The sequence below is a fragment of the Paenibacillus sp. BGI2013 genome (assembly GCF_002843485.1).
In the GTDB taxonomy this organism is placed as follows: domain Bacteria; phylum Bacillota; class Bacilli; order Paenibacillales; family Paenibacillaceae; genus Paenibacillus; species Paenibacillus amylolyticus.
The window spans coordinates 297,298-313,454 of sequence record NZ_PJFA01000007.1 but is presented as its reverse complement, the minus strand read 5'-3'; the positions used below and the strand labels follow the sequence as shown (position 1 = coordinate 313,454).

The 16,157-nt window shown below is 45.6% G+C and carries 13 protein-coding genes and 1 tRNA gene; 1 reads left to right on the top strand and 13 read right to left on the bottom strand.

What is annotated here, in order from left to right; genetic code table 11:
• Window position 1: 1 nt before the first annotated feature.
• The 13 genes from CXK86_RS19380 to CXK86_RS19320 all read right to left on the bottom strand — a co-directional run bounded on the left by CXK86_RS19380 (window position 2) and on the right by CXK86_RS19320 (window position 15,894).
• Window positions 2-652, bottom strand: coding sequence for a precorrin-2 dehydrogenase/sirohydrochlorin ferrochelatase family protein (locus CXK86_RS19380; protein WP_076253318.1), 651 nt, complete (start codon window positions 650-652; stop codon window positions 2-4).
• 5 nt (window positions 653-657) lie between these two features.
• Window positions 658-1,485, bottom strand: a complete 828-nt coding sequence (gene ccsA / locus CXK86_RS19375) for a cytochrome c biogenesis protein CcsA (protein ID WP_036605894.1) — start codon at window positions 1,483-1,485, stop codon at window positions 658-660.
• Window positions 1,486-1,499: 14 nt separating this feature from the next.
• Complete coding sequence (gene hemA / locus CXK86_RS19370; RefSeq protein WP_036605893.1) at window positions 1,500-2,885, bottom strand: glutamyl-tRNA reductase; 1,386 nt, start codon at window positions 2,883-2,885, stop codon at window positions 1,500-1,502.
• A gap of 342 nt (window positions 2,886-3,227) precedes the next feature.
• Window positions 3,228-3,629, bottom strand: coding sequence for an adenosylmethionine decarboxylase (gene speD / locus CXK86_RS19365; protein ID WP_036673526.1), 402 nt, complete (start codon window positions 3,627-3,629; stop codon window positions 3,228-3,230).
• Between the two features lie 335 nt (window positions 3,630-3,964).
• A complete protein-coding gene (locus CXK86_RS19360; protein ID WP_036605891.1) occupies window positions 3,965-4,552 on the bottom strand; it encodes a hypothetical protein in 588 nt (195 codons plus the stop codon).
• A 267-nt stretch (window positions 4,553-4,819) separates the two neighbouring features.
• Window positions 4,820-5,476 (bottom strand): ribosome biogenesis GTP-binding protein YihA/YsxC, encoded by a 657-nt coding sequence (yihA, locus tag CXK86_RS19355; protein WP_036605890.1) that lies wholly within the window; start codon window positions 5,474-5,476, stop codon window positions 4,820-4,822.
• Between the two features lie 156 nt (window positions 5,477-5,632).
• On the bottom strand, window positions 5,633-7,972 hold the full coding sequence (gene lon / locus CXK86_RS19350) for an endopeptidase La (protein WP_036605889.1): 2,340 nt from the start codon (window positions 7,970-7,972) through the stop codon (window positions 5,633-5,635).
• 86 nt (window positions 7,973-8,058) lie between these two features.
• Window positions 8,059-9,813 carry an ATP-dependent protease LonB gene (lonB, locus tag CXK86_RS19345; RefSeq protein ID WP_036605888.1) on the bottom strand — a complete coding sequence of 585 codons (1,755 nt, stop codon included), beginning with the start codon at window positions 9,811-9,813 and terminating at the stop codon, window positions 8,059-8,061.
• A 167-nt stretch (window positions 9,814-9,980) separates the two neighbouring features.
• Window positions 9,981-11,078 (bottom strand): flavodoxin-dependent (E)-4-hydroxy-3-methylbut-2-enyl-diphosphate synthase, encoded by a 1,098-nt coding sequence (gene ispG / locus CXK86_RS19340; RefSeq protein WP_017692591.1) that lies wholly within the window; start codon window positions 11,076-11,078, stop codon window positions 9,981-9,983.
• A 120-nt stretch (window positions 11,079-11,198) separates the two neighbouring features.
• Window positions 11,199-12,452 carry an ATP-dependent protease ATP-binding subunit ClpX gene (clpX, locus tag CXK86_RS19335; RefSeq protein WP_036605887.1) on the bottom strand — a complete coding sequence of 418 codons (1,254 nt, stop codon included), beginning with the start codon at window positions 12,450-12,452 and terminating at the stop codon, window positions 11,199-11,201.
• Window positions 12,453-12,464: 12 nt separating this feature from the next.
• Window positions 12,465-13,055 carry an ATP-dependent Clp endopeptidase proteolytic subunit ClpP gene (gene clpP / locus CXK86_RS19330; RefSeq protein WP_036605886.1) on the bottom strand — a complete coding sequence of 197 codons (591 nt, stop codon included), beginning with the start codon at window positions 13,053-13,055 and terminating at the stop codon, window positions 12,465-12,467.
• 379 nt (window positions 13,056-13,434) lie between these two features.
• Window positions 13,435-14,775: a trigger factor gene (tig, locus tag CXK86_RS19325; RefSeq protein WP_076253317.1), complete on the bottom strand. Its 1,341-nt coding sequence runs from the start codon at window positions 14,773-14,775 to the stop codon at window positions 13,435-13,437.
• 138 nt (window positions 14,776-14,913) lie between these two features.
• A complete protein-coding gene (locus tag CXK86_RS19320; protein WP_370511445.1) occupies window positions 14,914-15,894 on the bottom strand; it encodes a hypothetical protein in 981 nt (326 codons plus the stop codon).
• A gap of 189 nt (window positions 15,895-16,083) precedes the next feature.
• Here CXK86_RS19320 and CXK86_RS19315 point away from each other — a divergent pair.
• A tRNA-Arg gene (locus tag CXK86_RS19315) sits at window positions 16,084-16,157 on the top strand.

Below are 16,157 nucleotides of genomic sequence, written 5' to 3'. Positions count from 1 at the left end.
TCTACACATCCTCCTCATTACGGGATATCCAGTCCCCGATTTCTTCTTCGGTCCACCACCGAAAATGGCCTGTACGAATATCTTCTAATATGTGCATTTCAGTTAATTGCCGAAGCAACGTACTTCTGAGACTTGAAGAAGATACGCGTGACTTCACCTCAGTCCTCATCTGGTGCAAAAACTCAAGGTACGTCTCATACTCATCACCGAACTGTCGTTCGAGTGTGGCACGTATCTCCGCAGCTGCTGCCGGTCCCGCTCCTGCTGTGGATATGGCTATACTTAATCTCCCACGCCTTACCACGCTTGGTGTAATAAAGCTGCTGTGCTCCGAAGACATCGCGTTATTCACCAGTATGCCCGCAGCCTCAGCATCCCGAACCACAGTTGAATTGACCTCTGAACGGTCAGTCGCTGCATATACGAGAAAGGCCCCCCGCAAATCTCCATTGCGGTAGGACCGGTCTATCCATTGAATTCGGGATTCATGATGCAGTTGTTTTAATACGGGAGTAAGCTCCGGACTAATGACCGTAATCTGTGCCTCAGCATGCAACAATCCCTTAATTTTACGTTCGGCAACACGTCCACCACCAACCACGCAGCACTTTTTGCCTGAAGTATACACAAATATCGGCGTGTAACGGTCCATCCCCTTCACTCTCCCGTCCAACGATGAAACGCTGAATACGCATTGGATAAAAAACTTATAATGACAAATCCGTACCCAATCAGTGTCCATCTTGCCATGATAATTGTAGAGAACTGTTTCCTTCTCTTGGATACGAAGTACCCCACATAGATGGCTATAGCAAGACCTGTCGCAATAACTTTGAGATCCAAGAGTAGAATCCAGCGTCTTTCAGCCACAATGGATAATACGGCAAGCATCACAGAAACGCCAAGGAGCGGTGTACCTATGAAATTAGCACCATCCATGTATTTGCCGATCACTTCCAGGCTTGGCATCCGTCGCATCGTATCATTCCACTTTTTTTTCTTCAACTTACGGTGCAGGAACAGATATAACATGGCAAATACCGTAGCAACGGTTAACGCCGCAAAACCAAGATTCGCCAAGGTAATATGCATAATGAGTAATCCATGTACCGTTTGCCAGTTATGCAGTGATATCTCTCCGGCCGTAAACCACAGTCGGTTTAATACCGTAACGGAAAAACCTACAACATTCAGCAACAAAATCACAAATTCGGAACGCTGGATGCGAGTCATGACGAGAGACATCAGCACAATACTGAATGAAAATATAAACAAAAAATCAAAGGTGGTATAGATGGGGAAATGGCCTTCAGTCCACATGCGCAATATGACATGCGTTACCTGCAGTCCCCAAACAACGACAAGAAACCCTGTGCCTGTCCGCTTCGCCCCCGCATTGCGTCGAATGCAGTCCGAGAAATAGAACAGTAGGCTCAGGGCATACATATAGATTAGAGCTTCATAAACTTGTTCAGCAAGGGTCAAGCTGCCCACCCGCCTTATACGCCTGCCGGAGCATAAGCCGGCACGGGGTCTTGCCGGTTTTCGTTAAGGTGAGCGGCTGGTTTCGCCAGAGCTGTAGCATCACTCTGACTCACTTTTTCAGCGGCCATCTCTACTGCATCTTCCAGAGCGAAAATCTGAGTAAACATGCGCAGAGCTTCATCACCTTGCTTCGTGCCTGCCATTTCCTTAATCCGATTAATCGGATCTGTCGTCATTTGGTTCACAATACTCTTGGTCAAACGACGAATGACTTTACGTTGATGTTCATCCAGCTCAGGCAGCTTATTAAACAGGCTATCCATCGTTTCTTCATGAATGGAGACACCTTTTTCCTGCAAAGCGCGAATAACGGGACGAACACCTAACGTTTTGAGCCAATGGTAATAATCCTCCATCTCAAGCTCAATCATTCTCTCAATTTTGGCAGCTTCCACCTTACGCATCTCCAGATTGCTCTCCACGATTCCTTCCAGATCATCAATGTCATAGAGAAATACGTTGGATAATTCACCAATCGCCGGATCAATATCGCGTGGAACCGCAATATCAATCAGGAACAATGGACGAGATTGACGACGCTTCATGCTCTCCCGTACCACTGCTGCATCCATGACATAACGTTCAGCTCCAGTCGAACTAATCACAATATCAACTTCATTAAGTCGATCTAATGCCTGTTCCATCGTACAAGGTGTCCCCCGGAACTTGGCTGCCAATTCTTCAGCTCTTGCGAGCGTACGATTCGCCACGATGACCTCGGATGCCCCGTTGGCATAGAGATGTTTCACGGTTAGTTCACTCATCTTGCCCGCACCCAAAATGAGCACCTTCTTGTCTGTAAACATGCCAAAGATCCTCTTACCGAGTTCAACAGCAGCATAACTGACAGATACGGCGCTCTCCCCGATGGAAGTCTCCGAATGTGCCCGTTTGCCCAGCGTAACTGCCTGTTTGAACAGCATATTAAACCAGGTACCTGTTGATTTCTCTTCTTGCGCTTTAAGAAAAGCCTGTTTCACCTGTCCAAGAATCTGAGTCTCACCAATGACCATGGAATCTAGTCCGCAGATGACGCGGAACAAATGGCGCATGGCTTGATCATCTTCATATATATATAAGTGTTGCGTAAATTCTTCCCGTGGTACGTTAAACCATTGTTCCATGAATGTTCGAATAAAATAACCACACATGTGAAGACGGTCCACCACAACATACAACTCGGTACGGTTACATGTGGCTACGATTACACCTTCCAATACACTCTTGGTCAGCTTGAGCTGCTGCAGCGCTTCAGACAAATCCTTTTCTGCAAATGTGAATCGTTCCCTAACCTCTACAGGCGCCGTGCGATAATTCAAACCAACGACAACGATGTGCATTGCAAGTTCACCTGCCTAATAAATTTCCAATCAAAGTGCTTACTGCATATGTCTATCCATTTATGATTGACAAGGTTAATTATATCACACATCATAGCCATGACCGGGTCATTTTTATGAAATGTTTATGAAATCACCATGTTCATCATCATATGCACTGTCATTTATTGTAGTGTCTCACCAAAGTTCACCGTTATGCGTTAAAAAGTGTCGATTATGAATATTCATAACGATACGCATATTAAAACAAATAGCCATGGAATTATTCCATGACTATTTGAGTTTGGGAGGTTATGTGTCCATCCCGATATGTGAACATTGTGTATGCAATATACTTTTTATTTAAACCCGTTCAGTCTGATTGTTCATGTCTGGTGTTTCAACTTGCAATTCGCCCAAACCACGTACCAACTTCTTTGCATACGTTTTTTCAGGCTTTAATACGGATACCAGGTAGTCAATAGCAAGCTGTGGATCTACAGTCTCCCCACAAGTGTAACAATCAATCGCTGCAAAACCTCTCTCAGGATACGTATGAATGGAGAGATGGCTCTCAGACAATAGTACAAGTACGGTCGCTCCCTGTGGATCAAACTGCTTGGACTGTACGGACATCACTGTCGCACCACATGCCTCCGCTGCTTCAACCATTTGGGCTTCCAGATACTCTGCATTGTTCAGTAGATTAAAGTCGACACCCCAAGTATCAACAGCAACGTGTCTTCCGAAAGTTGAATATTCCATCCTTCGGTTCCCCCTTCCTAGGAATAAAATGTTTGAAAAATTTCATCCGCTAGGACCTACGTCATTCACTTCCCGAGGGAAAAATCTCTCGCAACATATAATGTCCTGAGTGAATCCTGGTTCCTATATTGTTTTCAACGAGATTAAAAATAACATTGAATCAGAGTGAAATCAACCCTTTTCCATAAGATTGTAAAATAAATATTTCCAATTCGGAATATTCCATCTCACATCAAAAAATCCCCCTGCAACCTCCACATTGGCGAGTGCCACTGCACGGAAGATACAAGGGAATTCATTATATACATATACGTTTATAAACATACAATTTTAAGCTAATAAGCTTCAAGCTCAAACAACCGTTTTTGATGACGAGCAAGGGTCTCATCAATCTGATGGAGCTGATCAGCAGTCGCATCTTTTCTAGTGTCCAGCAGTGAATCGATCTCGGCATACACACGGTTGATTTCGCGTTCTACATCTCTGGCCTGGAACAGATGTTGCAATTCAAGCAACGTATTTTTGTATTCATAGATCACTCGGGTGTTCTCCCCGGTCTTCTCCACAATTTTGCGGACAGTGCCTTGAGCATAAACATACGTCATGGTGAACCCTTTATAGATCCGATGAACGACCCCGTCACCCTTAAAAGTCACAAAGAGCTTCCGGACAACGTTGGTCAGATGCAGATTCACCAGGCGGCAAGATAATTCACAGATATAAAACCCTTCTATGCGGTCAAAAGGGAAATGCACTTCTTCTCCACTTACATCCCCCAGCACAACCTCCTGACAACCATTGTCCAACACCTTAACCCGGTGATGAAGCCTGCCGTCTTCTGTCATGCGCAAAAACTGATGCATCTGGGGTTCTGACAATTTCATAGTGGCCTTAACGTACTCTGTGGCTAACCGCTGAGCCATACAAATCCCTCAATTCTTTCCCGATTGTTTTGCCTTCCTGCACATGTAGCAGTCATCTCAAAATTCTTCAGGCCGGCATGGCCGGTAATTTTGGTACTGTTGGCAATATGCACCTATGCTCATTATACACTACCCTAACGTTATTTTTCTCCAGACCCAGATGATGAATTCTCACGAAATTCCTTAAAAAACCGGATTAATCTGGATCTCATCAAAGATTCATTTAGCATGCTCACTTTCCTGCACTAAAACGGTATACTATCTCGGTTATCCGTTAATTCCGTTGGTTTCTTCCTCATCAGAAGCACCCTCTGCATCCAGCACTGGTGCATACTTATCTATGCGGGCATGGCGGGTAATGATGTCCCATAACTCTTCTTTCCCCAATCCCTCTTCGGATGAAAACGGCACAAACAAATCCCCTGAACGAAGACCCAGTGATTCCTTAATGACTTTGATATATTTGGCTCTGCGTGTTTTTGGAATCTTGTCCATCTTGGTTGCTACAACAACCAAAGGCAGTCCATTATGACGAAGCCATTCGTTCATCATCTTGTCCTCTTTGGACGGTTCATGTCTCATATCAACCATCTGCATGACCAGTTTCAATTCCTCGCGTCCCAACAAGTATTTCTCCATCATTTTACCCCAGGCAAAGCGTTGCTCTTTGGAAACTTTAGCGTAGCCATATCCCGGGAAATCGACGAAGTAGAGATCCTGATTAATTTTATAATAGTTGAGTTGCTGTGTCTTACCCGGTGTTGAGCTCGTCCGAGCTAAATTTTTACGATTGATCAAACGGTTGATCAGGGAAGATTTCCCCACATTGGAGCGTCCCGCCAAAGCAATCTCTGGCAGACCGTCCTCGGGGTATTGTTCAGGCCGAACGGCACTGATAATAAATTCAGATTGATTTACTTTCATATTGTATCTTTCCTCTCTTGAAAACCTGTGCTATGCATCACCTGTTGAAGGTATTATGCCATGGATTGTTCTATCATACCAAAAAAACCGTTCCAGCGGACGCCGAAGCCTCCGCAGAACGGTCTAATCTTCATACGAACCTTTCGGATACGTGGATTACAGGTGAATTCCTGTCTGCTCAACAAGTGCATGCTGCAATACCTGATCCATATGGGCTACAGGGACAAACTCCACATCTTCCTTGATGCTGTCTGGAATGTCACGCAGGTCCCGTTCGTTATCCTTAGGCAATAATATTTTTTTATAGCCGGCACGATGGGCTGCCAGTGATTTCTCTTTCAGACCACCAATCGGCAACACACGTCCACGCAGTGTTATTTCACCAGTCATCGCGATATCCTTGGACACATGTTTGTTCGTCAAGGCTGAGATTAACGCTGTTGCCATCGTAATCCCGGCAGATGGACCATCCTTCGGAATCGCTCCTTCCGGAACGTGGATATGGATATCGTTCTTCTCATGGAAGTCAGGCGAAATTCCAAGCTGTGTAGCTTTGGAACGGGTGTAACTGAATGCGGCTTGTGCCGATTCCTTCATGACATCCCCCAGTTTACCTGTGAGAGTCAATTTACCTGTTCCAGGCACAACAGTCACTTCAATGATAAGGGTATCTCCACCCACTTCAGTCCACGCCAGACCCGTTACGGTACCAATCTGATCTTCCAGTTCGGCCATACCATAACGGAACTTGCCAGGTCCAAGGTAGTCTTTGATCTCATCGGATGAGATGTTAATCTGACCTTCCACACCCGATACGATGTTCTTGGCAGCTTTCCGGCACAACGAAGCCATCTGCTGTTCCAGATTACGCACACCTGACTCCCGTGTATATTCACGAATTACACGCAACAACGCGTCATCCGGGATTTCCAATTGCTCTTCTTCCAAACCATGGTCCTGCTTCTGTTTGGGCAACAAATAGTTTTTCGCAATTTGTTGCTTCTCCAGTTCCGTATAACCAGGGATGTTGAGCATTTCCATCCGATCCAGCAATGGACGCGGAATATTGTGTACCGTGTTGGCAGTTGTTATAAACATAACGTTGGATAAGTCAAACGGCAATTCTACAAAATGATCACTAAACGTATTATTTTGTTCCGGATCAAGTACCTCAAGTAACGCTGCGGAAGGATCTCCGCGGAAGTCTGAAGCCATCTTATCAATCTCGTCCAGCAGGAATACCGGATTGAGTGAACCTGCCGTTTTCATCCCTTGGATGATACGCCCAGGCATAGCCCCTACATAGGTTCGTCGGTGACCACGAATCTCGGCTTCATCCCGCACGCCGCCAAGAGATATTCTTACAAACTCCCGACCTAGCGATCTGGCGATCGAACGAGCAAGTGATGTTTTACCGACCCCTGGAGGTCCAACCAGACAGAGAATTGGCCCTTTGAGCTTCTTGACGAGCTTCTGGACAGCCAGATATTCAAGCACACGTTCTTTCGGCTTTTCCAGTCCGTAATGATCTGCATTGAGCACATCTTCGGCTTTTTGGATATCCAGATCATCCGCTGTCATCTGACTCCAAGGAAGGCCAAGCAGCCAATCCACGTAGTTGCGAATGACTCCGCCCTCGGCTGAACTTGCAGGCATTTTCTCCAGTCGATCAATTTCTTTCTCGACCTTTTCTTTCACCTTGTCCGGCAAGCCGAGTTCTTCCATCTGAGTGCGAAGTTCCTCGACCTCACCCGCACGGCCTTCTTTTTCACCCAGTTCTTTCTGGATCGCTTTCATCTGCTCGCGCAAATAATATTCCTTCTGCGTTTTCTCCATCTGTTTCTTCACACGTTGGCTGATCTTGCGTTCAAGCTCCAGCACTTCGCGCTCATTGTTCAGGATATCCAGCAATTTCTCCAGACGTTCCCGAACGTCGATGGTCTCCAGAATTTCCTGTTTATCCTTGATCTTCAAGGACAGGTGACTCGTGATGACATCGGCCAGACGCCCTGGTTCTTCGATGTCAGACACCGCTGCGAGTGTCTCTGGTGTCACTTTTTTGGACAGATTAATATAATTCTCGAACTGGTTCAGAACGGTACGCATCAAGGCATCCGTCTCCGGATGGGTATTCTCCTCTTCAGGCAGCTCTTTAGCCAGTACTTCATAATATTCCTCGTTGTCCGTATATTCAATAATTTCAGCCCGTTCCAAGCCTTCAACGAGTACACGAATCGTACCGTTCGGAAGCTTCAGCATCTGTCTGACCTTGGCCACGGTTCCGATTCTGAAAATGTCCTCTTGTGTTGGTTCTTCAATATTTACTTCGGCTTGGGAACATAGGAGAATCAGATGTTCTTCTACCATCGCTTTTTCTAAAGCCTTGACCGATTTCTCCCGGCCCACATCGAGATGCAGTACCATACTCGGGTAGACGAGAAGTCCTCTTAAAGGCAGTAAAGGAAAACGACGACCTTTCGCTTTGCTCGGTCCCATCGCTTTCGCACCTCCAATGGCTCTCAGGTTGTAGTCATTCATTATTCTATCAAATGTTCACATAAAAAACCAATGAAGGGAAGCGCTTAGCAGCTTCCCGAATCTGTAACCTGTCCTGGACGAGGCACGTCCGCACGCAAATAGGAAGCGGATGCCGGCGGAAAAATCTCCGGTGCAGGTGCAACTGTCTCCTCTGCAAGCTTCGTTTGTTCCATCTGTTGTGATTCCGGGACCCAGGCGAACACTTCACGGAATACGTCCTGTACCGTATCTACCGGGATAACGCGCAAGCCATCCAGATTCTCAAAAATGGACTGCCAGTTCTCCGCAGGAATAATAACGGTCTTCGCTCCTGCCTGAAAGGCAGCCTCCACCTTGGCTAGCACGCCACCGATAGGCTTAACCCGACCATGAATACTGATCTCGCCAGTCATCGCTGTCTCATGATCCACAGGACGCCTCTGAATGGCTGATGTAATGGCAGTCGCCATGGCGATCCCGGCGGATGGACCGTCAATAGGCGTCCCACCTGGGAAATTCACGTGTAAATCGTAATCATTCGGACGAATACCCATGGCTTTTAATACGGTTAACACATTTTCAACCGAGCCTTTGGCCATACTTTTTCGCCGGAGTGTACGCGAACCGCCTCCAATCTCTTCTTCATCCACAACGCCTGTAATGTTGATTCGGCCTTGATCTTTAAGAGCCGGAACAGCAGACACTTCGATCTCCAAAATGGTTCCCATATTCGGTCCGTATACCGCCAAGCCGTTAACAAAACCCACCTGCGGCTGTGTAGGGACCTTCCGATCAGGTCGTGGCTGAATCTGGCTGCTACCCGCCACCCACTCCACATCAGACGCCTGAAGCGTCTCACGCTTCTCTGTCAGCGCAAGTCCAGCAGCCAGCTGGATGATATTGACCGCTTCACGTCCATTGGTTGCATATCGCTTGACCACATCAACGGCATCCGGACATGGACTGAACCCTATTTTCTGAACAGCATCCTCTGCAATTCGCCCAATCTCCTCAGGCAACAGAGGACGGAAATAAACTTCCATGCAGCGGGAACGCAGAGCTGGTGGCAGTTCATGAGGCGAACGTGTCGTTGCTCCAACAAGGCGGAAATCGGCCGGCAGGCCATTTTGAAAAATATCGTGGATATAAGCAGGAGTATGCGTGTCTTCCGAGTTATAGTACGCACTCTCCAAAAACACCTTGCGATCCTCCAACACTTTCAACAGCTTATTCATCTGAATCGAATGTAATTCACCAATCTCATCAATAAAAAGCATTCCCCCATGCGCTTTCGTGACAGCGCCCGGTTTAGGTTGGGGAATACCTGCAACACCCATGGCTCCTGCTCCCTGATATATCGGATCATGAACCGAACCAATTAAGGGGTCCGCAATACCACGTTCATCAAAACGGGCTGTTGTTGCATCCAGCTCCGTGAATTTGGCGTCTGGCTTGAAAGGCGATGTTGGATTCTTCTTAGCTTCTTCCAAAACGACCCTTGCGGCAGCTGTCTTCCCGACTCCGGGTGGGCCATAAATGATAACATGTTGCGGATTCGCACTGCACAAAGCAGCTTTAAGGGCACGCAGCCCGTCTTTTTGCCCAACAATATCGTTAATGGTAGCTGGACGCGTCTTCTCCGACAGCGGCTTGGTGAGTGAGATCGAACGCAGCTTGCGCAGCTTCTCCAGTTCCTTGCGAGATTCACGCTCAACGGCACTGCGGTTTGTTTTCTGGCCACGCAGCAGGTTCCAGAAATACAAACCAATCACCACTCCAAAAAATAACTGAATCAACATGATGACCATACCAAATTCCATGTCTTCACATCCTCCTATTTTGTCGCTATTCTCATATGAGATCATGCTAATACTTGGTAGTATAGCCTTTTCAACGCGACGTAAACGGGCGATACGGAATTTGTATGCGAGAAAATAAAAAGCCCGCCATCGCTGGCGAGCTTTTGTTGTAACAAGATATGAATCAATCAGTGCGAACGACCAGGAATAACACCTGTCTCTTCGTAGGCTTCGACGATTTTGTCGATCTCTTTTTTTAATTCCTCAACCATGATTTCTTCAGGCACTTTACGAATCATCTTACCATGACGGAACAAAAGACCTTCTCCACGAGCACCGGCTATGCCGATATCCGCTTCTTTGGCCTCACCTGGACCATTAACCGCACAACCCAACACCGATACTTTAATCGGCACCTTCAGTTTGGAGATATACTCTTCCACTTCGTTGGCAATGGAGAACAGGTCGATATCCAAACGTCCACACGTTGGGCAGGAGATCAATGTAGCTGCATTTGTAATCAGTCCAAATGTTTTGAGCAGATCACGAGCGACCTTGATTTCTTCTACCGGGTCCGCACTCAGTGAGATCCGCATCGTAGAACCAATACCCATGGACAATAAGGCTCCCATACCTGCGGAGCTTTTGATCGTACCGGAGAACAATGTACCCGCTTCGGTAATCCCGAGATGCAACGGATACGGAATGATTTGAGCTGCTTTGGTATACGCCTCAATTGCCATCGGCACATCCGATGCTTTGAGAGACACGATGATATCATGGAAATCAAGCTCTTCCAAAATACCAATGTGATACAATGCACTTTCTACCATAGCATCTGCCGTAGGATACCCATACTTCTCAAGGAGATGGTTTTCCAAAGACCCCGCATTTACTCCAATCCGAATCGGAATACCGCGGTCTTTACAAGCCTTAACCACTTCTTCCACTTTAGCACGTTTACCGATGTTACCTGGATTAATCCGAACTTTATCAATGCCGTTCTCAATCGCAAGTAAAGCCAGCTTATAGTTGAAATGAATGTCCGCTACGAGCGGTATATTAATGCGTTTTTTGATTTCCTTGATGGCTGCGGCAGCTTCCTCATTATTCACCGTTACACGTACCACTTGACAACCCGCTTCTTCCAGCCGCAGAATCTCTGCAACCGTTGCTTCAACGTCTGCTGTTTTGGTTGTACACATACTTTGGATAATGACTTCGTTACTGCCACCGATCGTTACGTTTCCCACTTTCACGGGACGTGTATCCTGTCTTAAATACATGAGTGATTTCTCTCCCCACAACGTCAAAGCTCCACCCTGACAGAGACATGAATTCGCCTTCTGCCAAAGTGGAGAACTGACAAGTCTATATTTCAGAGTTCAACGGGATTGAGGCCTATATCAGGCGCTCTCTTCCTGCTTATCGTCCTTCGATTGGCTTAGTTCAGGCACGACTCTTTTCTCAACAACTTCCTCGGTAATGACACAGTTCGTAACATCTTCACGTGAAGGCACTTCATACATGATTTCCAGCATGATACCTTCAATGATGGCACGCAATCCACGTGCACCTGTGTTACGTTTAATTGCTTCTTTTGCAATCGCAAGCAATGCAGCTGGTTCAAAGACCAGATTCACATTATCCAGTTCAAGCAGTTTTTGGTACTGTTTGGTAAGCGCGTTTTTTGGTTCGGAAAGAATCCGTACCAGCGTATCTTCATCCAACGGCTCCAAAGTGGAGATGACTGGCAGACGGCCTACAAATTCCGGAATCAGACCAAATTTCAGCAAATCTTCCGGCAATACCATACCCAGGTATTCACCTGGTTTCAGATCTTTTTGCTCAGAAACGGTATTAAAGCCAATGACTTTTTTACCGATCCGGCGTTTGATCATTTGCTCCAGACCATCAAAGGCACCGCCGCAAATGAACAGGATGTTTGTTGTATCGATCTGAATGAATTCTTGATGAGGGTGTTTACGGCCACCTTGTGGTGGTACAGAAGCCACAGTTCCTTCAAGAATTTTCAAGAGAGCCTGTTGCACACCTTCGCCCGATACATCACGAGTAATGGATGGGTTTTCGGATTTACGCGCTACTTTATCAATCTCATCGATATAAATAATGCCACGCTCTGCTTTTTCCACATCATAATCAGCAGCTTGAATAAGTTTGAGCAGGATGTTCTCTACATCCTCACCTACATAACCCGCTTCTGTTAATGACGTAGCATCCGCAATAGCAAAAGGAACATTCAAAATTTTTGCCATCGTTTGCGCAAGCAACGTTTTACCAGAACCTGTTGGTCCTAACAGCAAAATGTTACTCTTTGACAATTCAACGTCTTCGATCTTGCTTTGCGTGTTGATCCGTTTGTAGTGATTATACACCGCAACAGACAATGATTTTTTCGCTTGTTCCTGTCCAATAACATATTGATCCAGAATATTACGAATTTCTTTTGGTTTCGGAATATCTTTCAGGTCTACTTCTTCATCATGACCAAGTTCTTCCTCAACGATTTCGGTGCAAAGTTCGATACATTCATCACAGATGTACACGCCTGGTCCAGCGACCAACTTGCGTACCTGCTCCTGAGATTTACCGCAAAAAGAGCATTTCAACTGCCCTTTCTCATCGTTAAATTTAAACATGAAACCACCCCTTTAGGAATTGATCGGTCTACTGAGCACCTGGTCAATAATGCCGTACGTCTTAGCTTCTTCAGCGCTCATGAAGAAGTCACGGTCGGTATCCCGCTCAATTTTCTCAAGAGGCTGACCCGTACGATCGACGTATATTTGATTCAGTTTCTGACGTGTTTTAATAATCCATTCTGCGTGTATCTTAATATCCGCAGCCTGTCCTTGAATGCCGCCAAGCGGCTGATGAATCATTACTTCGCTATTTGTCAGCGCATATCTCTTGCCAGGTGCACCGGCTGTCAGCAATAACGAGCCCATGCTTGCTGCCATCCCTACGCAAATGGTAGATACATCCGGCTTGATAAATTGCATCGTATCGTATATACCCATCCCTGCGGTGACAGAACCACCAGGTGAGTTAATGTACAAGCTGATATCCTTCTCAGGATCGTCGGCTGCCAAAAACAAAAGCTGTGCTATGACAAGATTGGCTACATCGTCATCAATCGCACTGGTTAGAAAGATAATGCGATCTTTCAGCAAACGTGAATATATATCGTAAGACCGCTCGCCTCGATTGGTTTGTTCTATAACCATTGGCACCAGACTCATGAGACCAACCTCTTTTCTACATGTAATTAGACATAGGCCACCTGTAAAGCAAACCCAAATTCATTCTAACACTTTCCTGTGACAATGTCATTTTTCACAAGAGGGGTGAGACATCAATTTGTTTACTTTTTTAGCCTGATCATATTTAACCATGTTTTCTATGTATGTGCAAATTGAAGCCATCCTATGCCGTCTTGCCGTTTTTTATTTGCATGAAGTACATAGGTATGTAAAAAGTGTACGCGGATCAATAAAATTAGTGTTCATCCATATAATTACTTCATTTTCTATAAAATGGATGTCATAATTTAAAAATAAGGCACGCAATAATTCACGTGCCTTATCGTTTATTCAACTGACAAGTTGATAACAGCTTGTCTTATTTTTCGTCAGCTTCTGCAACAACTTCTTCAGCTGGAGCTTCAACCGGTTCAACAACTGTGCTGTTCTCAAGGAGAACGTCAATCGTTTTACGCAGTTTAACTTCATCGCGAAGGCTGTCCAAGGAACCATTACCTTCGAGGATGCCACGGATCTCATCAGCAGGACGCTTGTAAGATTCAGCCATTTTCTCGAGTTCTTGATTCACTTCTTCATCAGATACTTCAATGTTTTCCGCTTTACCTACAGCTTCAAGCACCAGGTTGTTGCGAACACGTTTGGAAGCATCTTCTTGCATTTGCCCTCTCAGGTCAGCTTGAGTCTGGCCAGAGAAGCTCAGGAACATTTCAAGGTTCATACCTTGGTTACGCAGACGGTTGTCGAAATCACGCATCATGTTTTGTACTTCGCTCTCTACCATTGCAGAAGGAATGTCCACTTCAGCGTTCTCAGCCACTTTTTCTACAACTGCATTTTCTTGAGCAGCTTTGGCTTCGTCAGCTTTACGGGATTCCAATTGTGTTTTCAGATCAGCTTTGTACTCTTCAAGTGTGTCGAATTCGCTAACATCTTTAGCAAACTCATCATCCAATGCAGGAAGTTGTTTGCGTTTGATTTCGTGAATTTTCACTTTGAATATCGCTTGTTTGCCAGCAAGTTCTGCTGCATGGTAGCTCTCCGGGAAAGTCACTTCTACGTCTTTGAAGTCACCTGTGGACAGACCCACAACTTGTTCTTCAAATCCAGGAATGAATGTGTTGGAACCCAGTTCCAGGGAATAACGCTCAGCTTGTCCACCTTCGAAAGGTACACCATCAACGGAACCGTCGAAGTCGATTACTGCAACGTCGCCGTTAGCAGCGGAACCTTCGTCAATTACAACGAGTTCAGCGTGACGTTGTTGAAGACGCTCAAGTTCTTCAGTCACTTCTGCGTCAGTTACTTCGCCTTTTGCTACAGCAACTTCGATTCCTTTGTACTCACCAAGAGTAACTTCTGGTTTCACAGTTACTTTTGCTTTGAACTTGAATGTTTGTCCTTTAGCAAATTGTTCAACATCTACGTCAGGACGATCAACCGGGAAGATATCCGTTTGGTCGATTGCTTCTGTATAAGCTTCAGGAAGCAAAATATCGATTGCTTCTTGATAAAGGCTCTCTACACCAAAACGTGCTTCGAAAATGGAACGTGGTACTTTACCTTTACGGAATCCAGGTACGTTTGCTTGTTTAACCACTTTATTAAAAGCTTTGTCGAGTGCTGCAGTTACACGATCTGCATCCACTTCAACCTCAAGAACCCCAAGGTTCTTCTCTATCTTTTCCCAAGTTGCTTTCATTGTATACTTTCCCCTCCAAAATTCACATGTTCACGTAGGCAATCACGTACAAAATAACCATTTTAGTATAAACAAGATTAGATTCTTTTTCAAGGGGAATCCCTTGATACAGTTTAAGGAAAACGTTTCCGGCCTCGATTAACCATCCAAACCGGCAGATACAAACTGTTTCATGGAACGATAAGCCTGCTCCAGTCGAAAGCGCATCGCGCCTGTCACAGCATACATTGAGCGGGTATTTTCCTCATCATGCGAACCACCCAGACTGTCTGCAACGGTCATATGTAGAGCTGCTGCCCATATATCTGTCATGGAATCATTTTCTTCCAGCATCGATACATAATCACGGGTTCCATACACCGCCATGACATATTGTATCCACAGTTCCTGGGCAAAATAAAAGAGCGTAGGTTCATGAACCTCCGTCTGATCTGCCACTCGTTCCAGAATCTGAACGATTTGGAGCGGGAATTCCTCTGGTCTAAGAGGCACGGTGTCGATCTCGACTTCAACCTGCTCTTCGCCTCTCGTAAACAGGATCATACCTTGAACACCTCGTCGACGCAAGGTTTGCAACACCCGAAATTGAAGCAGAGGGTGAAGCGACTTATCTTTTAACCAACTCGTAAGTGCCTCGTCAATCTTCGGTAGATCAAGATAGGCCAGCTGCTCCAAAGCCAGCATCGTCTGTTCAGACAGCGGCTCCTCCATTACTGTGCGAAGCATCTTATCTGCATAACCATCATCCTGTTCAAGCTTCATTCGGGCATGTTGCCGTGCCATGTCTTCCTCACTAATCTCTTCTTCCTCTTCTCGTTCTTCAAGAACGGCAGGCGAGGTTTCTTCATATTGAGGAAACGCAGCCTGAAGCCATTCGAGCAGAGCCCGCCATTCATCATAATGGCGCTCTTCCTGTCCCTGACATTGCAGCAAAAAGTGAAGCAATTTCATCGCTTCACCATACCGTTCATTTTCAAGCATAACTGTCAATTGAATCTGGTAATAGTCCAGCGTCTTAGGAAACAGCACAATATTGTTGTTATGCTCGGTTTCCGGGGTCGTGGATTCCTTAATGGGAGCACCTCCTCTATATCCTGAATCTCCAGTCGGAATCAACATAAATAGATGTATATATTAAAACGATTGTTGATCTATTTTCTGAGTTCTCCTGATATTCTAACATAACCTTAAATATAATGAAAAAAACGTTACTGCCGCTAAATATCATATACGAAAAATAATTCAAAATAAAACGCTTGATATTCCTGTATGCATATGATAAAATCAATTTTGCTTGAAAAAATTCATGTCTCAGTAGCTCAGCTGGATAGAGCAACGCCCTTCTAAGGCGTCGGTCGGGGGTTCGAATCCCTCCTGGGACG